The 19,496-nt window shown below is 65.7% G+C and carries 19 protein-coding genes; 7 read left to right on the top strand and 12 right to left on the bottom strand.

Annotated features, from left to right (window positions below; translation table 11 throughout):
* Nucleotides 1-154: 154 nt before the first annotated feature.
* The 8 genes from EN808_RS20735 to EN808_RS20695 form a co-directional block, all read right to left on the bottom strand.
* Nucleotides 155-1,135 carry an ABC transporter permease gene (locus tag EN808_RS20735; protein ID WP_135916769.1) on the bottom strand — a complete coding sequence of 327 codons (981 nt, stop codon included), beginning with the start codon at nucleotides 1,133-1,135 and terminating at the stop codon, nucleotides 155-157.
* A gap of 232 nt (nucleotides 1,136-1,367) precedes the next feature.
* Nucleotides 1,368-2,339: an ABC transporter permease gene (locus EN808_RS20725; RefSeq protein ID WP_135916768.1), complete on the bottom strand. Its 972-nt coding sequence runs from the start codon at nucleotides 2,337-2,339 to the stop codon at nucleotides 1,368-1,370.
* Entirely contained in the window at nucleotides 2,336-3,877 is a 1,542-nt protein-coding gene (locus EN808_RS20720; protein WP_135916767.1) for a sugar ABC transporter ATP-binding protein, read from the bottom strand. The genes EN808_RS20725 and EN808_RS20720 overlap by 4 nt, the downstream gene beginning before the upstream one ends.
* Before the next feature lie 214 nt (nucleotides 3,878-4,091).
* Complete coding sequence (locus tag EN808_RS20715; RefSeq protein WP_135916766.1) at nucleotides 4,092-5,126, bottom strand: ABC transporter substrate-binding protein; 1,035 nt, start codon at nucleotides 5,124-5,126, stop codon at nucleotides 4,092-4,094.
* Nucleotides 5,127-5,215: 89 nt separating this feature from the next.
* Entirely contained in the window at nucleotides 5,216-6,130 is a 915-nt protein-coding gene (locus tag EN808_RS20710) for a sugar phosphate isomerase/epimerase (protein WP_135916765.1), read from the bottom strand.
* A 34-nt stretch (nucleotides 6,131-6,164) separates the two neighbouring features.
* Nucleotides 6,165-7,697 carry a mannitol dehydrogenase family protein gene (locus tag EN808_RS20705; protein ID WP_135916764.1) on the bottom strand — a complete coding sequence of 511 codons (1,533 nt, stop codon included), beginning with the start codon at nucleotides 7,695-7,697 and terminating at the stop codon, nucleotides 6,165-6,167.
* Nucleotides 7,694-8,476: an SDR family oxidoreductase gene (locus EN808_RS20700; protein WP_127870347.1), complete on the bottom strand. Its 783-nt coding sequence runs from the start codon at nucleotides 8,474-8,476 to the stop codon at nucleotides 7,694-7,696. The genes EN808_RS20705 and EN808_RS20700 overlap by 4 nt, the downstream gene beginning before the upstream one ends.
* 343 nt (nucleotides 8,477-8,819) lie before the next feature.
* Entirely contained in the window at nucleotides 8,820-9,713 is an 894-nt protein-coding gene (locus EN808_RS20695) for a MurR/RpiR family transcriptional regulator (protein WP_135916763.1), read from the bottom strand.
* 323 nt (nucleotides 9,714-10,036) lie between these two features.
* Between EN808_RS20695 and EN808_RS20690 the strand changes: the two genes are divergently transcribed.
* Nucleotides 10,037-11,224: a Gfo/Idh/MocA family oxidoreductase gene (locus tag EN808_RS20690; RefSeq protein ID WP_135916762.1), complete on the top strand. Its 1,188-nt coding sequence runs from the start codon at nucleotides 10,037-10,039 to the stop codon at nucleotides 11,222-11,224.
* 204 nt (nucleotides 11,225-11,428) lie between these two features.
* Here EN808_RS20690 and EN808_RS20685 read toward each other — a convergent pair whose 3' ends face one another.
* On the bottom strand, nucleotides 11,429-11,893 hold the full coding sequence (locus tag EN808_RS20685) for an NUDIX domain-containing protein (RefSeq protein ID WP_135916761.1): 465 nt from the start codon (nucleotides 11,891-11,893) through the stop codon (nucleotides 11,429-11,431).
* A gap of 182 nt (nucleotides 11,894-12,075) precedes the next feature.
* Between EN808_RS20685 and EN808_RS20680 the strand changes: the two genes are divergently transcribed.
* Nucleotides 12,076-12,609 (top strand): sterol desaturase family protein, encoded by a 534-nt coding sequence (locus tag EN808_RS20680; protein WP_127278498.1) that lies wholly within the window; start codon nucleotides 12,076-12,078, stop codon nucleotides 12,607-12,609.
* A 40-nt stretch (nucleotides 12,610-12,649) separates the two neighbouring features.
* On the opposite strand, the gene EN808_RS20675 is transcribed toward EN808_RS20680, so the two are convergent.
* From EN808_RS20675 to EN808_RS20665, 3 genes are all read right to left on the bottom strand, one after another.
* Nucleotides 12,650-13,033: a YkvA family protein gene (locus tag EN808_RS20675; RefSeq protein ID WP_135916808.1), complete on the bottom strand. Its 384-nt coding sequence runs from the start codon at nucleotides 13,031-13,033 to the stop codon at nucleotides 12,650-12,652.
* A 300-nt stretch (nucleotides 13,034-13,333) separates the two neighbouring features.
* Nucleotides 13,334-14,581 carry a DNA polymerase IV gene (gene dinB / locus EN808_RS20670; RefSeq protein ID WP_135916760.1) on the bottom strand — a complete coding sequence of 416 codons (1,248 nt, stop codon included), beginning with the start codon at nucleotides 14,579-14,581 and terminating at the stop codon, nucleotides 13,334-13,336.
* Nucleotides 14,582-14,857: 276 nt separating this feature from the next.
* Nucleotides 14,858-15,274, bottom strand: coding sequence for a helix-turn-helix domain-containing protein (locus EN808_RS20665; protein ID WP_135916759.1), 417 nt, complete (start codon nucleotides 15,272-15,274; stop codon nucleotides 14,858-14,860).
* A gap of 108 nt (nucleotides 15,275-15,382) precedes the next feature.
* Between EN808_RS20665 and EN808_RS20660 the strand changes: the two genes are divergently transcribed.
* The 5 genes from EN808_RS20660 to EN808_RS20640 all read left to right on the top strand — a co-directional run bounded on the left by EN808_RS20660 (nucleotide 15,383) and on the right by EN808_RS20640 (nucleotide 19,494).
* Entirely contained in the window at nucleotides 15,383-15,970 is a 588-nt protein-coding gene (locus EN808_RS20660; protein WP_135916758.1) for a dihydrofolate reductase family protein, read from the top strand.
* A gap of 128 nt (nucleotides 15,971-16,098) precedes the next feature.
* Nucleotides 16,099-16,974: an SDR family oxidoreductase gene (locus tag EN808_RS20655; RefSeq protein ID WP_135916757.1), complete on the top strand. Its 876-nt coding sequence runs from the start codon at nucleotides 16,099-16,101 to the stop codon at nucleotides 16,972-16,974.
* Between the two features lie 107 nt (nucleotides 16,975-17,081).
* A complete protein-coding gene (locus EN808_RS20650) occupies nucleotides 17,082-18,020 on the top strand; it encodes an alpha/beta hydrolase (RefSeq protein WP_135916756.1) in 939 nt (312 codons plus the stop codon).
* A gap of 2 nt (nucleotides 18,021-18,022) precedes the next feature.
* Nucleotides 18,023-18,556: a dihydrofolate reductase family protein gene (locus EN808_RS20645; RefSeq protein WP_135916755.1), complete on the top strand. Its 534-nt coding sequence runs from the start codon at nucleotides 18,023-18,025 to the stop codon at nucleotides 18,554-18,556.
* The gene (locus EN808_RS20640; protein ID WP_135916754.1) at nucleotides 18,553-19,494 is read left to right on the top strand and encodes a sigma-70 family RNA polymerase sigma factor; all 942 of its coding nucleotides are present in this window, start codon (nucleotides 18,553-18,555) and stop codon (nucleotides 19,492-19,494) included. The genes EN808_RS20645 and EN808_RS20640 overlap by 4 nt, the downstream gene beginning before the upstream one ends.
* Nucleotides 19,495-19,496 lie beyond the last annotated feature (2 nt).

The raw sequence follows: 19,496 nt of genomic DNA, 5'->3' as shown, positions 1-19,496 counted from the left end.
TGGCATCACGCCAATACACTTCAACAAGGACTAATATAGTTGGCAAAATACGGAAGCGGCGAGTTTCTCAAAATCGATCCCTTCGCCGCTTATCTCTTGTGCGCAGGCACTGGATTGCTTGATGATCCAAAACGGTGGCCTTCGCGGGATCCTTTCACCGCTCCTCGACGATCCGCAAATAGGCCGCCGTGACGAACAGCACGATCAACCCGAACAAGATCCTTCTAGCCCCCTCCGGCATCTGCAGGATGGTCAGGAGCGTCGTCAGCACGGTGAGGATCAGCGCGCCGATGATGGTGCCGGTGTAGCCGCCGCGGCCGCCGAAGATGGAGGTGCCGCCGATGACGGCGGCGGCCACCGAAGGCAGCACCAGCGGTTCGGCGAGCGACAGGGAAGGGGCCTTGATCAGGCCGATATAGAGCAGGCCGGTGATGCCGGCGAGCACGCTTGAGGTGACGTAGAGCGCCGTTATGACCTGCCAGTATTGCACGCCCGACAGACGCGTCGCGCGCTCATTGTCGCCGACGGCGTAGAGCAGGCGGCCGAAGCCGGTGCGGGCGAGCGTGAAGACGATCAGCGCCGCCAGCGGCACGAAGAGCAGCAGCGCGTTGGGGAAGCCGTAGGTGACGCCGGTGCCCAGCCAAGCGAGGAAGTCGGGGATCTTGGCGCCCGACGCGATCACCGTGCGCTGGTAGACCTGCAGACAGCCGGTGCCGATCAGGCTGGTGCCCAGCGTCATGATCAGCGGGTGGACGCGGAAGACGCCGACGCCGATGCCGTTGACGAGGCCGATCAGCACCGCCGGCATCATCGCCAGCAGGAACGCCACGGCCGGGTCCTGGTTGACGATCTGCGTCGCCATGATGAAGGCGCTCATCGTCGCCACCGTGCCGACCGACAGGTCGATGCCGCCGGTCAGCATGGTCATGGTCTGGCAGCCGGCAAGGATCGCCAGCGGAATGGCGAATTTGATGGTGTTGGCGATCCAGCGCTCGTTGACGATGCCGGGACGCAGGATCTGCAGGATCACCACCAGGATGACCAGCAGGATGATCAGCGGGATGAGCGGCCGGTCGGCCATGAAGCGTTTTAGACGGCGGCCGAGGGGGACGGGGGTGATCGCTGATGTGCTCATGGGGTGGGTCCGATGTTCTGGGAGGGTAGCGCTCTACGGCGCCCCCCTCTGTCCTGCCGGACATCTCCCCCACAAGGGGGGAGATTGGCCGCTTTGGCGCCCCACTCTTTTCTGCAACGTTGAAGATTGGCGAAAGCCGCAACAACAGCCAATCTCCCCACAAGTGGGGGAGATGGCCGGCAGGCCAGAGGGGGGCGCCGTAGAGCGCTACGCTCTATATTTCTCTCTCCCATCATTGCCGCCCCCGCATCGTGATAAACGCGCCGAACATCACCACGGCGACCATGATCAGGCCTTCGATGATGGCGGTGACGTTGGGGTCGATGGCGAGCAGCGTGAGATCCGTGCGCACCAGGCGCAGCACGAAGACGGCGATGAGGGGGCCGAGCAGGCCGCCCTTGCCGCCGCCGAGCGCGACGCCGCCCAGCACCACGGCGGCGACGCTGGCGAGCAGATAGGGGCCGGGAATGGGAGCGCCGATGCCGGTGCTCATGGTCAGCGCCAGCCCGCCCATGGCCGCGAACAGCCCGGACAGCGCGTAGGCGATGATGCGCGTGCGGGCGACAGGCACGCCGCTGCGGAACGCCGCCAGCTCGCTCGAGCCGATGGCGTAGATGGAAAGGCCGAGGCGCGAGCGCCGGAGCGGGACCCAGATCACGCAGAGGCAGACGATCAGCACCAGCAGCGCCTTGGGCAGCCAGGCGTCGATGGCGTCGGGCAGGCCCGGTATCGGCACGGTGCCCGAGATCATCGCCTTCAGCCATTCTGCCGCGGCGCCGCCCGGCGCGCCGAGCACCAGCAGGGCCGCCCCTTGCAGCACGAACAGCATGGCGAGCGTAACGACGATGTCGGGCACGCGGGTGACGACGATGAGCAGGCCGTTGAGGGCGCCCAGCACAAAACCCATGGCGAGCACGAAGGGCACGACGAACAGCGCGTATTCCTCGCTGGCCCCCGCCATCATCGAGGCGGCGGTGACGCTGGTCAGGGCCATCATGGCGGCGACCGAGAGGTCGATGCCGCCGGCGATGACGACGACGGTCTGGGCAGCGACGGCAAAGGCGTAAGGCAGTACCGCCCGCGCCAGCGAGCCGAAATCGCCACTGCCATAACCGGGCTGGATCAGTTTTGTGACGATGAACAGAATGATCAGCAAGGCGAACAGGCCTGACACCCAGCCCTGGCGGCGCAGGAAATGGTTCATGATATCGTCCCCGAAGACGGGGACTGGGGATCGGCCAGGATGCCGACATCGGCCTTGGCGCCGCGCGGCAGGCCGTAGGCGGCCCGCATCAACGCCGGTTCGTCCGCTTCCTCGACCCGAAAGATGTCAACGAGACGGCCGCCGAAGATGACGATAACGCGGTCGCAGACGCGCTGCACCTCCTCGAGTTCCGAGGTGTAGAACAGCACCGACTTGCCGTGGCCGGCGAGTTCGCGCAGCAATTTATAGATCTCCTGCTTGGTGCCGACATCGATGCCGCGTGTCGGATCGAAGCACAGGATGGTGCGGGCGTCCGCCGCGATCCAGCGCGCGATAGTCACCTTCTGCTGGTTGCCGCCGGACAGGCGCTGCACCTCGCCCTGGGCGCGGGTGTCGATCTGCAGGCGCTGGATGGCGCTTGCCACCGTGGCGCGCTCCTTGCGCATATGAATGGGCCCCCAGTTGCGCAGGGCGGCGCTGAAGGGAAGCGCAATGTTCTCACGCACCGAGCGCTGCATGGCGAGCGCCTCGGAACGGTCGCCGGGGACATAGGCAATGCCGGCGCGGATGGCGTCGATCGGGTGTGAGAATTTTACTGCCTGGCCGTCGACCTCGATCGTGCCGCCGGACGGCCGGATCGAGCCGGCAAGGGCGGCGAACAGCTCGTCCTGGCCCTGGCCTTCGAGCGCGACGACGCCGGCCACTTCGCCGTCGGCGAGATCGAAGGAGACATCGCCGAGCTTGATGCCGACGCGCAGGTTTTTCACGGTGATGCGCGGTCGGGCAAGGGCGGATGCCGCCTTCTCGCTGACGCTTCGGGCGGCGACCTTGGCCTTTTCGATGCGGGTGCCCAGCATCAGCTCGACGATCTTTTCCTCGACGCCCGGCACGATGTCGACGACGCCGACGGTCTCGCCGTCGCGCAGCACCGTGGCGCGGTCGCAGAGCGCCGATATCTCGACGAAGCGGTGCGAGATGAAGATCACGGCGCGGCTGGCGTCACCCTGGCGGCGCACCACTTCGAGCACCTTTTCGGCGAGGTTGGCCGGGAGCGCGGCCGTCATCTCGTCGAGCAGCAGCACATCGGGCTCGACGGCCAGCGCGCGGGCAAGGTCGAGCACGCGCAGAATGGCCAGCGGAATGTCGCGCGCGGTGTCGCGCAGGTCGAGATCGGCTATGCCGAGCTCGCGCACCCAGGCGCGGAACGGCTCGACCGGCGTGCCGGTGAGCCTGAGATTGGACAGAACGTCGAGATCGGGGATCAGCGACGGCTCCTGGTAGACCGGCAGCAGCCCGGCGCGGCGCGCGGCGGCGGGCGAGCGTATGTCGCGCGCTTCGCCACGGATCAGGATGCGCCCGGCATTGGCCGATATCGCCCCGGTCAGGATCTTCACCAGCGTCGACTTGCCGGCGCCATTGGCGCCCATCAAGGCGTGAACTTCGCCCGGCAGGACGGAGAGCGACGCGTTGCGCAGCGCGGCAACCGCGCCGTAGTTCTTGGCGACGCCCGTGGCGTCGAGGAGGGGGCTGGTGGTCAAATTGATTGGTTCTCGATTTATGAGGTCGAATAATTAGAAATGTCGGCGCCGCCCCTCACCTGCCTGCCGGCATCCTCTCCCCGTATAGTGACGGGGAGAGGGGGGCTTGTCGCCGGCATTGCGGCCAGCTTCTCTCTCCCCGTTTACGGGGAGAGATGTCCGGCAGGACAGTGAGGGGCAGCGCCGACGGATGGTCCGTTGGCAAACCTCAGCCTTACTCGCCCGGCCCCTTGCAGGCCACGATCTGGTCCTTCGTATACGTCGTCCAGTCCGGGATGGAGATCGAGACCGGCCATTCGGGGCTGAGCGACGGGTCGGCGGCGGCCTTCAGCTTGGCCTTGCCTTCGTCGGTGGCGTTGTCCCACAGCTGCGGGTCGACCAGCACGGTCTGCTGTGCCGGCTTCTTGCCGTCGAGGATCTGCAGCGCCAGCGTCACGCCCGCGCCGCCGATCGAGCCGGGGTTGGTGACGGCGGCGCCGACCAGGCCCTTGACCGAGCTCAGCTGGCCGACGAAGCCGGCATTGTCGGCGCCGACGACCGGCACCAGCGGCGCCTGCGATTCGACCAGCGCGTCGACGATGACGTTGTCGATGCCGGAGGTCCATACGCCGTTGAACGGCGTGCCGGTGGCCAGGAACGACAGCATCTGCTGCTTGGCCTGGTCCTGCTGCCAGCCGGTGAAGACTTCCTGCGCGACCTTCACGTCGGGGAATTCGGCCAGCGCCTTCTTGAAGCCTTTGTCGCGATCGGAGTCGGCCGAGGCGCCGGCGGCACCGCGCATGTAGAACACCTCGCCCTTGCCGCCCATCTGGCCGAACAGCCATTTGGCGCCGAGATAGGCATACTGCTCCTGGTTGTTGGAAATGATGTAGGCCGACGGCTCGGTGACCGCCTGGTCGACGGCGACGACGACGATGCCGGCCTTGGTCGCCTCTTCGAGGCCCGCCTTGATGCCGGCCGGATCGGCGGGGTTGACGACGATGGCGTCGACCTTGGCGCTGATCAGGTTGCGGATATCTTCGAGCTGCCCGGCGGCATCGGTGTTGCGGTGGGCGATGTTGAGCTTGGCCACTTCGCCCGAGGCGAGCGCCTGCGCCTTCATGGCGCACACCATCTCCTCGCGCCAGCCATTGCCTTGCACGGTGTTGGAGATGCCTATCGTGTACTTGCCAGCGGCGGACGAGATCCCCACCGAGGCCATCAGAGCGGCGCTGGCAAGCAGCGGAACCATGGTCAGATATGTCTTCATTTCAGTCTTCCTCCACATTGTTTTTCAGTTCAGTTCCAACCCGTTAAGCCGTGCCACTCACAAACGGAGTCAAGTGGCTCGCCTTGCCGTCATTTGACGAAGGGACGCAGCACGTCGCGGGCGAGCAGAAAACCCCGCTTCACCTGCTCGTCGCTGCCTTCAAATCGCCTGTCCTCGTGCTCGATGATGACCGAGCCGTCATAGCCGGTGCGGTAGAGGCCGGAGAAGAAACCGCTCCAGTCGACATCGCCCAGCCCCGGCATGCGCGGCACCTGCCAGCCTATCCCGGCCGAAAGGATTCCGCGCTCGTACAAACCATCATGATCAATCATCAGGTCCTTGGCGTGGACATGCAGCATGTAGGGGCCGAATTCCCTGATGAAGCGGGCCTGGTCGATCATCTGCCAGACCAGGTGCGAGGGGTCGAAATTCATGCCGACATCGCCGCCCCAGCTCTCCAGGATGCGGCGCCAGACTTGCGGCGAATAGGCGATGTTGTGCCCGCCCGGCCATTCGTCGTAGCTGAAGATCATCGGGCAGTTCTCGAAGGCAAGCTTCACCCCGTGGTCGCGCGCATGGGCGACGATCCCGGGCCAGACTTTCAGCGCATCCTGCCAGTTGACGTCGACGGTTTTGGAGGCATCGCCGCCGCAGAAGGTGTTGACGACCGGCACGCCCATATTGGCGGCCAGCACGATCACCTTCTTCAGATGGCCGATGACCGCCTCGCGGTGGGCGGCATCCGGATGCAGCGGGTTGGGGTAGTAGCCGAGGCCGGAGATGGACATGTTCTTTTCCGCCAGCGAGGCGGCAATCTCTTTCGCCTGCGAGGCCGAGGTGCCGGCGGCGTCGATATGGCTGGTGCCAGCATAGCGGCGGGTGGCGCCGGAGGTTTTCGGCCAGCAGGCGATTTCCAAGGCCTCGAAGCCGACGGAGCTTGCCCAGCCGGCGACCTCGCCGAGCGGAGTCTCCGCGAATGGTGCGGTGAGCAGTCCAAGTTTCATCATGCCTCCCTGACCGCGAACCCGCGATCGATGCCTATAATGCCGATAGTTTGGATCGTTTCAACCTCGCGACCCCGTCTTGCTCCAGACTGTGTCGAACGGCCGCCATCGGATCGTCCGAAAGCAGTTCGCCCAGCGCTGAAGTCACCGTCTTGCGAAACGCCTCGTCGGCGGCAAGGCCGGGGTCGAAAATCGTGTCGATGGCCAGGATGGCCGAAGCCAGCGCCGGCGCGTCGCGTCCGGTTTCGTCGGCGATTTCCGCGACCTTGCCGGCACAGGGATCCGAAACCGGCCAGCGTTTGCCGAAGCGCGCCGAGGCCAGGATGAGATAGGCCATCCAGCCGGCGACCGGCACCGACAGCAGGCCGATGCTGGCGCCTTGGCTCAGCCGGTCGCGGATCGGGTTGAGCAGGCGCTGGACGATCTTTTGCGATCCATCGGTAGCGATCTGGTGGTTGCGATGGCGGATCGCTGTGTTCTTCAGCCGGCCAAGGCTCTGCTCGACATAAGCCAACGGCTCCATGCCGGGCACCGGCGTCAGTGTCGGAAGCGTCTCCTCGACCAGCATGCTCCTGACGAAGACCGACAGCAGCGGGTCGGCGATGGCATCGAATGTGTGTTCGAGCCCCGCCAGCACGCCGAGCGTGGCGAGCGTCGTTTGCGCCCCGTTCAGCACCCGCATCTTGAGATGCTCGAACGGCGTGACATCGTCGACGAAGGTCGCGCCGGCCAGGTCCCAGCGCGGCATGCGGCCGGCGAATTTCTGCTCGATCACCCACTGCCGGAACGGCTCGCCCACCGCAACGGCCCCATCGCGATAGCCGAACCATTGTTCGACGCTGTCGAGATCATCCGGCGACACAGCCGGCGCGATGCGGTCGACCATGGCGGAGGGGAAGGCGGCATTGGCCGCGATCCAGTCGGCAAGCCCATTGCCACGCCGTTCGGCAAAGCTCCGCACGACATTTTCCAGGATGACGCCGTTGGTCGGAATGTTGTCGCAGGAGAGCAGTGTCAGCTTGCGGCCATGCGTGGCCCTGCGCTGCTCCAGCGCCAGCGCCAGGATGCCGGGCAGGCTGCGTGGCGCTTCCGGATTGGCGAGATCATGGACGATGTCGGGATGGCCGAGATCGAGCGCGCCGGTCGACGGGATATGGCAATAGCCTTTTTCCGTCACCGTCATCGTCACCAGTTCGATGTCGGGCGAGGCGAGCACCGCGAGCGCCGGTGCGGCGCTGTCCTGGCTGTCGACCACCTTCACGATGCTGCCGATGATGCGCGCCTCGACATGGTCGTTCTCGCGGATCAGCCTTGTGTAGAGGCCGCCTTGCCGGCCAAGGGTGTCGGCGAGCGCGGGCGGGCGGATGTTGATGCCGACAATGCCCCAGCGGTCGAACTTCAGCGAGAGCAGGTCGTCGGTGTATTCGGCCTGGTGGCAGCGGTGGAAGGCACCGACGCCGAGATGGGCCATGCCGGGTGACAGCGATGCGCGGTTGTAGGTCGGCTTTTGCACGGCGGCGGGAAGCCGCTCCAGCAGGCCAGGCCCAAGCGTTTCGATGGCGTTCACCGGTTCGCCCCGATCACCGACTGCTCCTGGTCGATCACCGCCCCGGTCATCGGCCCGGCCGCGTCGGAAAGCAGGAAGACGGCGAGGTTGGCGATATCGTCCGGCCTGAGCAGCCGGCCAAAGGGCTGGGCGGCGTTGGCGGCGTCAAGCCAGCCCGGGCCATGACCGAGCGTCTGCGCCTGCATCACACGCTCGGCCGGCGTGTCGGTCCAGCCGACATTGATGCCGTTGACGCGGATGCGGTCGAAGCGGTGGGCGTTGGCGGCGTTCTTGGTGAGCGTCGCCAGCGCGCCCTTGGTGGCGGAATAGACGGCAAGCTCGGGTGAGCCGCAATGGGCGTTGATCGACAGGATGTTGACGATCGCGCCCCCCTGGCCGCGTTTCCGCATGTCGGCAATCGCCGCCTGCATCAGGAAGAACGGCGCGCGCGCATTGACGGCGAACAGCGCCGCCCAGTCTTCGGGGCTGGCGTCGAGGAAGGACGCGCGGTCGGTGAGGCCGGCGGCGTTGACCAGGCCGTCGATGCGGCCGAAGCGCTCGATGCAGGCCTGCGCCAAAAGGGCCGGAGTTTCCGGGTCTCCGAGGTCCGCGGCGACGAAGAGTGTCGGCGTGCCCAGCCGCGAAAGCTCCGCCGCGACCGCATCGCCACGCGTCTTCTCGCGGCCGGTGACCAGCAGCCCGGCCGCGCCGGAGCGCGCCAGGGTCTCGGCGATGGCACGGCCGATGCCCTGCGTCGACCCGGTGACCAATATCACCTTGCCTTCGAGCCTGATTTCCATTCCTCCTCCCGGAACAAAGTTTCTATTTTTCAAAATATGGAACGATAATTCCCGGTAGTCAATTGTGCCAGTGGCGGTTCATCAGATGACATCCTAAAGTCTGCGCCGCCCCTCACCTGCCTGCCGGCATCCTCTCCCCGTATAGTGACGGGGAGAGGGGCGCTGTCGTCACCGATTTCGCCAATCACCAATGTTGCAAAGGGGGTGCCAGCGCTGAGGCCAGCCCCTTCTCCCCGTCACTATACGGGGAGAGGTGCCCGGCAGGGCGATGAGGGGCGGCGCGGGCGTCGATAATTTATGGTCGCCGCCACAAGTCGAAACTCTCCATCAAAACGTCCAATATTCACTTGCCGCGCTTTGCCGCGACGCCTTGGACCAGCGCCATGCCGACGGCGAGCGACGCGGCCAGCGAGCGGAAACCGGCGAAGTCGGATTCCACCACTTCCAGCCAGCTGTCCGAGAGCCGGATCAGCGGCGAGAAGGTGCTGTCGGTGACGGTAACGATGTGGGCGCCGCGTTCGTGCGCCACCGCGACGAGGTCGGGCGTGATTGAATTGTAGGGGCTGAAGGACACGGCCAGCACCGCATCCTGCCTGCCGATGCAGCCGACCTGGTCGAGCGCGGTCGAGCCGACATTGTCGACCAGCACGTTGCGCACGCCTTGCTGCGAAAGCGTCAGCGACAGATAGGTGGTGACGGGGAAGGCGCGCTTGGAGCCGATGACGTAGATCAGGTCGGCGTCGGCAAGCGTCGCCACCATCTTGTCGAAGCTTTCGACATCGAATCCGCTTTCGATGCGGCCGAGCGAGGCCTGCGAGGCGCCGACCATGCCGTGCAGGAAATGCAAGGCGGCATTGGGCTCGGCTTCGGCGCGCTGCTCGCCGCGGCCTTCCGGCCAGGAACCCTTGACGTGGTCCTTGAACAGGCCCTGGAAATCGGAAAAGCCGGAATAGCCGAAGATCTGGGCGAAGCGCACCAGCGTCGAGGGCTGCACGCCGGCCTGCGCCGCCACCTGGGCGATGGTGCCCAGCGCGACTTCGCTCGGATGCTGCCACAGGAAGATCGCCACCTGGCGCAGGCGCTTCGGAAAATGCACCGTGCCGGACGACAGCACCGCGCGCAGCTCTTCATAGGTCTGCGGCTGTATATAGCCAAGGGCCGCCAGCGAACGCCCGCGCTTGCGCGTTGCCGCCTCGTCGGCACTGGATCGTCCGGATGGTTTTCTCGCCCCGCTCATGAATTCAGGCTAGCGCGATACGATCGTTTTACAATATGGAAATTGGAAATCCTGTTCGAGGGTGGTAGGGGGGCTCGGTAAGTCCTTCCAACGTCGTCATCCCAGGGCGAAGCAGGAGCGAAGCTCCGTCGCGGAGACCCCTGGAGCTGCTCCGCAGCCCAAGGGATCCATGCCGTGACAGTTGCCGAGGAACGCGGCGGAATCAGAAGATTCTGCACCGTCGCAACGCCTTGAAGCCACGGCATGGATCCTGGGGTCTGCGCCGCGTCGCTGCGCTCCTTGCTCCGCCCCAGGATGACGAAGTGATAGGTGGAGGAGGAACCATGGTCTACGCAACATCGGACGGGTCGGCGGGCACGCGCTTGAGGGTGGGCATGGTCGGCGGCGGCCGCAACGCCTTCATCGGCGCGGTGCATCGGCTGGCCATGCGGCTTGACGACCAGATCGCGCTGGTCGCCGGCGCGCTGTCGTCCGATCCGGACAATGCCGCCGCCTCGGCCGCCGAAATCGGCATCGCGCCGGATCGCAGCTATGCCGATTATCGCGCCATGGCCAAAGCGGAGGCCGCGCGGCCGGATGGCATCGAGGCGGTCGTCATCGTCACGCCCAACCATCTGCACGCGCCGATCGCCACCGCATTTCTCGAAGCCGGCATCGACGTGATCTGCGACAAGCCGCTGTCGACGACGCTTGATGACGCGCGAGCGCTGGTGGCGCTGGCGCGCGCGAAAAAGCGCCGCTTCGTCGTCACCCTCAACAACACCGGCTACGCCATGGTGCGCCAGGCGCGCGAGATGGTGATGGCGGGCGAACTCGGCCGGATCGTGTCTGTGCATGGAGCCTATATCCAGGACTGGCTGACCAAGCCGATCGATGCCGACGGCCAGAAGCAGGCGGAATGGCGCACCGATCCGGCGAGGGCAGGGCAGTCGGCGGTGCTGGCCGATATCGGCGTGCACGCCTTCAATCTGGCAAGCTTCATCTCCGGCCGCGAGGCCGAGGCTGTATCCGCCGATTTGTTCACCGCCGTGCCGGGGCGCCGGCTCGACGACAATGCGCATGTGCTGGTGCGCTGGACCGACGGCGCGCGCGGCACGATCCTGGCCAGCCAGACGTCGCCCGGCCACTACAACGACCTCTCCGTGCGCATCTATGGCGACAGAGCCGGGCTCGAATGGTCGGGCACGCGGCCGGAGGAACTGCGCTTTTCCGTCCATGGCGAGGAAACCCGGACGCTGGTGCGTGGCGGCCATGGCTCGACGGCGGAAGCCCGCCGCGTGTCGCGCATGCCGGCGGCGCATCCGGAGGGCTATATCGAAGCCTTCGCCAATTTCTACCGCGACGCCGCAGACATCATCCGCACCCACCGTTCGGGAGGCGCGGTCGATCCGGCGCGCGCGGCACAGGTGCCCGACGTGGTCGACGGCGCGCGCGGCGTGAAGTTCGTCGCCGCCGCCGTGGAGTCGAACGCGGCCAGCGGGGCGTGGACGGCGGCGCGGTTTGGGGGATGACAGCCAATCTCCCCCTCGCGGGGAGATGCCCGGCAGGGCAGAGGGGGGCGCCAAGGATCACTGCCTATCGGTATGATCCTCTTTCACGCAAGCCTCCGACGGACATACCTGATTGACCGAGACGTTGGCGGGACAGCGCCCCCCCTCTGGCCTGCCGGCCATCTCCCCCTCTTGGGGGGAGATTGGCAGCTTTGCCGTCGGCGATCATGCCACGCCCAGTTGCTCCGCCAGATCCGACAGCATCGGGCGCTGGCCCTGCAAAATCTTCACCTCGGCCTCGGCCAATGTGAACCAGCCGGCTCTGTCGACCTCCGGGAATTCCTTCATCGATCCGGATCGCGGCGGCCATTCCATGGTGAAGGTGTTGCTGCTGATGGCGGCGACGTCGATGTCGGCCTCGACGGACCAGGCCGAGACGATCTTGCCGCCCGGTTGCCGGTAGTCGCCGAGGCGCGCGAAGGCGCCTTCGACCTTCATGCCGAGCTCTTCCCCGGTCTCGCGTCGCGCCGCCGCCAACTCGTCCTCGCCCTGGTCGACGAGCCCCTTCGGGATCGACCAGGCGCCATCGTCCTTCTTTGCCCAGAACGGGCCGCCGGGATGCACCAGCAGCACCTGGATGTCACCACCGCTGCGGCGATAGATCAGCAGGCCGGCGCTGCGTTTTGCCATGTTTGCATGTCCGTTTGCGGCACTGGTGCGAAGTCGGCCGATCCTGCGTTGATCGCTTCCGATCTTGCACCGGGAAATTGCGACGCTATGTCAGGCGCATCCGGATTGCACCTCATGCGCGAGTCCGGCAATCTGATAGCATCGCTTTTGGGGCGGCGTCGAAAGTCAGGTGATTCGTCCGAATGCAGCTGGGTCTGATCGGCTACTATAGCGACTTCGTGGTCTATCCGCTGGTGATCGCCGTATTGGGCGTGGCCGGGCTGATCGAGGCCGGAGAGGAAGGCGCGCCGGACTGGATCGGCACGGCGCTGATCTGCCTTGGCCTGTGGACGCTGATCGAATACGTCCTGCACCGCTTCGTGCTGCACCACGTTCCCTGGATCCGGGACCTGCACGACCGTCACCATATCGAGGAGCGCAGCCCGGTGGGCACGCCCACATGGCTCAGCCTCGGCGTGCATGCGCTGGTGGCGTTCCTGCCTGTCTGGATGGTCTCAGATTTCGCGACCGCCAGCGCGGTGAGCTGCGGGTTGATGCTGGGCTACCTCTGGTACATCAGCGTCCACCACATGATCCATCATTGGCATCCGACCCATCCGAGCTATCTCTATATGCTGAAGCGCCGCCACGCGGTGCATCACCATGTCGACGAGAACGCCAATTTCGGCGTGACGTCGATATTCTGGGATCGGATTTTCGGCACCGCGCGGCTTTGATGTGGGCTGCCGGGGCAATGAGAAACGCCAGGCCTGAAATCTAGGCCGAGCGATCTGGCCAGAACAACCAGATGAGCGCGGCGGCCATCAGAACCCAAATTCCAACGATGAATGCGAGACCGCCGCGGCTGGCCGGCCTGGATCGGCGAATGGCTTCCGCGCGAAACTCAGCCATCAAAGCGGCGGGGATCAACTTCACCGCAAGCAGGATGCCGAGCGGTACGATGATCAGATCGTCCAAATATCCGAGGACGGGAATGAAATCGGGTATCAGATCGATAGGACTGAGCGCGTAGGCGGCGACCACGCCGGCGGCAACCTTGGCGTACCAGGGAACGCGGGGATCGCGGGCGGCCAGCCACAAGGCGACCACATCGCGCTTGATGGCCCTTGCCCATTGCTTTGCCTTGTCAAGGATAGTCACACGGCAACCCTCTTTTATAGGATCTCGAACCGTCGGCGCCGCCGCTCCCTTCGCTACGATCATTGCAACCATTTTCGCGATCTGCAAACTGCCCCGCTAGCCAATTTCGCCTCTTCTTGACAAGCGGTGCCTGCCGGATGCTAGTTGCCGCCAGATGCCTGGGCGTGGGGGAATTGCCGTGAGGAAGACCTATCAAAAGCCGGTGCTGGTGAAGCGCGAGCTGCTGTCGGCCGTGACCGCGGCGCCGCCTGGTTCGGCACGTTGATCCGCAAGGCGTGAGCGACGGGAGGGCTTCTCCGCTCACAGTTCCTTTTCCGCCAACTCCCTGAATTCGTCCGGCACCGAACGGGCCGCCTCCAACGCCACCGTGCCGTAGCCGACAGCCTGTTTGCCGAAGCGCTCGCGGATCTTGTCGACGGCGCGGTCGGCGCCGAAACGGGCGAGGCCCTTTCGGCTGCCGGGGCGGCGCTTTTCGTCGGCAAGGCCGAGCGGCAGGTCGAGCTGCAACTCGGCGCTCTCTTCCAGATGCGAGACCGAGATCGCCAGCAGCGAGATGGTTTTCTCCAGTGGATGCTCGGCGAGCACGCCGCGCACCAGGTCGCCGGCGATCTCGGCCAGCATCACGGTCGCCGAAATCGGCTGGTCCAGCGTGATCGAGCGGGTGACGGCGCTGAGATCGGCGAAGCGCACGCGCACCGTCACCGTGCGGCCGGGACGGTTCTTGGCGCGCAGCCGGCTGGCGACGCGGTCGGCCAGATGCAGCAGTGTCGGCACGATCACCCGCGCCACGGCCGGCTTTTGCCCAAGCGCCGATTGCGCGCCGGCCGAATGCGCCCGGCGCTTCGTCTCCAGCTTGCGCGGGTCGCGGTTCCACGCCAGGGCCGCGAGCTTGTCGCCGGCGGCGGGGCCGAGCAGCCGCGTCAGCGCGCCGCTGTGGGTGCGGGCCAGTTCGCCGATGGTCTCGACGCCGATCTCGGCCAGCCGCGCCCTGGTTGCCGGCCCGACGCCCCACATCAGCGAGACCGGCAAATCGTGCAGGAAGGCAAGCTCGGTACCGGGGTCGACCACCACCAGCCCGTCGGGCTTGGCGACCTGCGAGGCGATCTTGGCCAAGTGCTTGGTGCGCGCCACACCGATCGAGATCGGCAGGCCGAGTTCTGCCCGCACACGGCGGCGGATCGCCATGGCGATCTCTCGCGGCGAGCCGAACAGATGCGTGCAGCCGGCGACATCGGCAAAGGCCTCGTCGATGGAGATGCGCTCGACCACCGGCGTGAAATCGTCGAGCACCTTGATCGCCGCGTCGCCCAGCCGTTGGTAGTGGCTGAAATTGCCGCCGACGAAGATCAATTGCGGGCAAAGCTCGCGCGCCTTGCGCCCCGGCATGCCGCCGCGCACGCCGAAGGCGCGCGCCTCATAGGAGGCGGCGAGCACCACGCCGCCGCCGACCGCGATCGGCTTGCCGCGCAGCGTGGGGTCGAGCAACTGCTCGACCGAGGCATAGAAGGCGTCGAGATCGGCATGCAGGATGGTGGCCGTCGTTTCCATCCTGTTCCGCTCATCCGCGATTGCTGATAGACTGGAACATATAGAGAACAAAAGCGGACCATTGTCAATCGGGAGGCAGGTTGTGGAGGCATCTCGTTGGGGAGTGTGACCTAGTTCAAATGCTTCGACTGGCTACCCAGGCGGCAGTGCTGCCCTCATTGCCCTGCCGGGCATTTCTCCCCGTATAGTGACGGGGAGAAAGGGCGGCGGCTCCGCCGGCGACCCGCGGCGCCGACTTTCAAGGAAGCTGCTTCGCCCTTAGAACAGCGCTCCCGCCTACACCATATGCTCTGCCCGCAGTGCCACCTTCATCCGTTCCAGCGCCGGCTCGCCGCCGGCAGCCAGTTCCTCGGCGATACGGGCCAGCTTGTCATCGGCGTTGCGGTGCTTGCTGCCCCAGGCGCCGAGCGTGGCAAGCACCGGCAAGAGGTCGATACCGGCCTCGGTCAGCCGGTAGATTGCCTTCAATCCGTGGCTCGGGTCGTCGCTGCGGGTAAGGATGCCTTCGTCCTGCAGTGTCTGCAGCCGCTCCGCCAGGGTGCGCGAGGAGATGCCTTCATCGGATTGAAGGAACTCGCGGAAATGCCTTTTGCCGGCGAAGATCAGGTCGCGGATGATGAGCAGCGTCCAGCGGTCGCCGAGCAGTTCCAGCGACAGGTTGATCGGGCAAGCGGATCGTTCGCGCGTCGACATCCCTATGGTTCCAATTTTAAATCACTTTACTATTGACATCATTTTGCCCGGCAGGTCAAATGGTTCCGAAAGTAAACCATACCTAGGCAAATCTGACGAGGACACCCGATGAAAAAACTCATCTTGCAGATGCAGATGTCGGTCGACGGTTTCGTCGGCGCCGATGCCGATCACCCGTGGCAGCTCTGGGAGTGGGGCGACGACAATGGTTGGGACGCCGAGCTGAAACAGGATTTCAACGCCGTGTTTGCCGGCATCGACACCATCCTGCTCAGCCGCAAGATGGCCGAGGAGGGCTACCTCACCCATTGGGGCAATGCGGCGAGGAAATATCCGGCCGATCCCTTCTATGCCTTCGCCCGGCGGATCGTCGAGGCGCGCAAGGTGGTGGCGAGCGACAGGCTCGGGGCCTTGCGGTGGGAGCGCACGGCGGTGGTGAGCGGCGACCTGCCGCGTGAGGTCAACGCGCTGAAGGCGGGCGAGGGCGGCGACATGGCCGTCTTCGGTGGCGCCGGCTTTGCGTCGGCGCTGATCGCGGCCGGGCTGGTCGACGAGTTCCAGCTGTTCGTCAATCCTGCCGTGCTGGGCGCCGGCCGCCGTATCTTCGACGAGGGCGGGTTCCGAAACCTGCGGCTGCTCGGCTCGAAGGCCTATGCCTGCGGCATGGTGGTCAGCCGCTACGCGCCGGCGGGCTGATCCGGCGGCGTACGGCCTCGCGCCGAAAAAAAAGACGTTTGGCCGGAATCCTTTGCCCGCTTCTCTTCGTCTTCAAGATGCGGTCGCCGAAAGGGCGGCCGCATCAATGCTGAATGGAGAGACAGACCATGATCCTGGTGACAGGTGCCACCGGCCTGAACGGCAAGGCAATCGTACGCGAGTTCGCACGGCGGAAGTATCAAGTGCGGGCGCTGGTTCGCGATCTGGACCGGGCATCCGCGGCAGGGCTCGGCGGACTTGCGGGCGTCGACCTGATCGAGGGCGATATGCGCCGGGCGGAGACGCTTGGCGCGGCACTGGACGGCATCGATCGCGTGCTGATGATTTCGACCGCCGCGCAAGACATGGTCGAGACGCAGTGTCGTTTCATCGACGCCTGCAAGCAGGCCGGCGTCACGCATGTGGTGAAGTTTTCCGGTGCCGAATCCAACATCGGCTATGACGCGACCAAGTTCCGCTTCACGCGCATGCATGAGGAGGTCGAGCGCTATCTGGAGGGAACCGGCATGGCGTGGACCCACCTGCGCCCCAGCCAGTTCATGCAGGTCTATCTGCGCGACGCGCCGACCATCGCCGCGGAAGGCGCTTTTTATCTCGCGCTCGGCGATACCGAACTGTCGCCGGTCGATGTCGAGGACATCGCCAAGGTCGCCGTCCGGCTGCTGCGCGATGGCGGCCACGAAGGCGAGAGCCTCGACATGACCGGACCCGAGGCGCTGACCATGAGCGACATCGCGGCGCGGATTTCGCAAGGGATCCGCAAGCCGGTCCGCTATGTCGATATCAGCCCGCAGGAGCGCCGGCGCAATCTGCTGGCCGCCGGCGTCCCTGCCGACTTCGCCGATGCGCTCGACGAGCAACTGGCGGAGCGGCGGCGGCGGCCGAAATCGCGGGTGCATCTGGCCACGCATGAGATGTTCGGCGTGCGGCCGACGCCGTTCGTCGAATTCGCCCGGCGGCATGCCGCGATGTTTGGCGGCTGAGCGCGTCGGCAAAAAAGCGCCCGCCACCACGTATCCTTTTTGCCTGCCCGTACGTCTCTGCCTTCGAAGGTCGCGCCTTCCGCGATCCGCAACCCCAGGAGAATATCATGGCGAGCATCGAGAGCGAGGCAAACAGGAACCATTACGCGGCGATCGCGGCCAATGCGGGCAGGCTGACCAGCCCGCAGGCGATCATCGACCACAACGATGTCCATTGGACGGCGCTGACCGGCGAGCCGCGCGGCGTTGACTATATCGAGGTCGATGCTGGCGGCGTGCCGGCGATGTGGGTCATGCCCAAGGGCGCCGACGAGCAGCGGGTGCTGTTTTATGCGCATGGCGGCGGCTTCATCGGCGGCTCGATCTACACCCACCGCAAGCTGGTCGGCCATCTCGCCAAGGCCGTCGGCTGCCGGGCGCTGGTCTACGATTATCCGCTGGCGCATCAGGCCAAGCATCCGGCCCAGCTCGAGGCGGCGATGGCAGCCTGGAACTGGCTTGTCGACCAAGGCTTCGACCCCCGGCGGATCGTGATCGCCGGCGACTCCTGCGGCGCGGTGCTGACCTATGGCGTCCTGCAGCGGCTGCGCGCGCAGGGGCGGCCGCTGCCCGTCGCCACGCTGATCATCTCCGGCTGGTTCGACATGGCGATGACCGCCGCCAGCTACGAGACCAACCGCGAAAAAGATCCGGCCTTCGCCAAGGCTGGCGTCGACTGGCTGGCGGCCAACTTCATCGGCGATGCCGATCGGCGCGATCCCGAGGTCAGCGCGCTCTACGCCGATCTCTCCGGCTTTCCACCCGTCTTCCTGCAGGCCGGCGCCGACGAGACGCTTGTCGACGAAAGCCGCATGTTCGCCGAGCGGGCGAGACAGGCAGGCGTCGAGACCCGGCTCGACGTCTTCGACGGCATGCTGCACTCCTTCCAGATGATGGCCGGGCGGGCGCCGGAGGCCGATGATGCCATTGCCCGTTTCGCCACCTGGGTACGGCCGAGACTGGGGCTGCCGGCAGCCGGTGGGAAGAGCAGCGAAAGGGCGGCGTGAGCATGCGGCGGCTGATCGTGTCGAGTTTCGTCTCGCTGGATGGCGTCATCGAGGGGCCTATGACATGGGCCTCGCCGTTCTTCGTCGGGGAGAATGTGGACCATGCCTTGCAGGCGCTTTCGAACGTCGAGTTCTTCCTGCTTGGCCGCGTCACCTACGAGATGTTCTTCGCACGCTGGCCAGACATCAGGGATAGCCCCTACATGGACCGCATCAACGGCCTGAAGAAGCTGGTCGCCTCGACGACGCTGAAGACGGTGTCGTGGAATGCCGCGCTGATAGAGGGCGATGTCGCCGAGGCGCTGGCGGCGCTGAAACGGCAGCCGGGCGGCGACATCCTGAAATATGGGGTGTCGCAGCTCGACCGCACCTTGCTTGGCGCGGGGCTGGTGGACGAGTATCATCTGTCGATCGTGCCGACATGGGTCGGGCACGGCAAGCGCGCCTTCGACGATGTCGGACCGGTCGATCTCGATCTTGTCGGCACGCATCGTTTCGACAATGGCGTGGTGACCCTGACCTATGTGCCGCGATGAACCAGCAGATCCGCAAATCCCCCGACACGACGCAGGCCATGCGGGCCTGGCCTGAGCCCGACCGCGTGTTCGACCTGCGCTATGCCGCGTTCCTGGAGACGGTTTCGCATCTGCGCGCCAGGCTGCATCGCTATTGCGCGCGCATGACCGGCTCGGCGCTGGATGGCGAGGACATCATGCAGGAGGCGCTGTTCGAGGCCTATCGCAAGATCGAGCTGCTCGACGATGCGCAGGCGCTGCGGCCGTGGCTTTTCCGCATCGCGCATAACAGGTGCATCGATTTCATCCGCAATCGCCGCACGCGGTATGCGGCCGAAGCCTTCTATGCCAACGACGACATCGTGTTGCCGGTCGAGCCGGCCGGTCCGGGCGCCGGCCGCGCCATCGAGCGGCTGGTGGTGCACCTGCCGCCGAAGGAGCGCGCCTGCGTGCTGCTCAAGGACGTCTTCGACCATTCGCTGGACGAGATCGCCGACCTGGTCGGTTCGACATCGGGCGGCGTCAAGTCGGCGCTCAATCGCGGCCGCGCCAAGCTCGCCGCCTTGCCCGCGCAACCGGTCGCGGTGCCGCCGCATGATCCTGAACTGGAGCGGCTGCTTGGCCGCTATGTCGCGCTCTTCAATGCCAGGGACTGGGACGGGGTGCGGGCGCTGACCAGCGCCGACGCGCGGCTGCGGGTCTCGGACTGCTATAACGGTCTGCTCTCCCGCTCGCCCTATTTCGTCGAATATGAGCGCAGCGAGCTGCCCTGGCGCATGCGGCCAGGCACGATCGAAGGGGAGATCATGCTGGTCGTCGACAGGCAATATGGCGAGGTCTGGCGGCCGGCCTATCTGGTGCGAATCCGTGCGACCGGTGGGGCGATCGACCGCATCGCAGACTATTATGCCTGCCCGTGGATACTGGACATGATCGTCGCCGACGGAGTGACCCGATAGGC

The organism is Mesorhizobium sp. M8A.F.Ca.ET.165.01.1.1 (genome assembly GCF_004792065.1).
In the GTDB taxonomy this organism is placed as follows: Bacteria; Pseudomonadota; Alphaproteobacteria; order Rhizobiales; family Rhizobiaceae; genus Mesorhizobium.
Note: the sequence above shows the minus strand (reverse complement) of the source record. Positions and strands in the feature narration are given on the sequence as shown.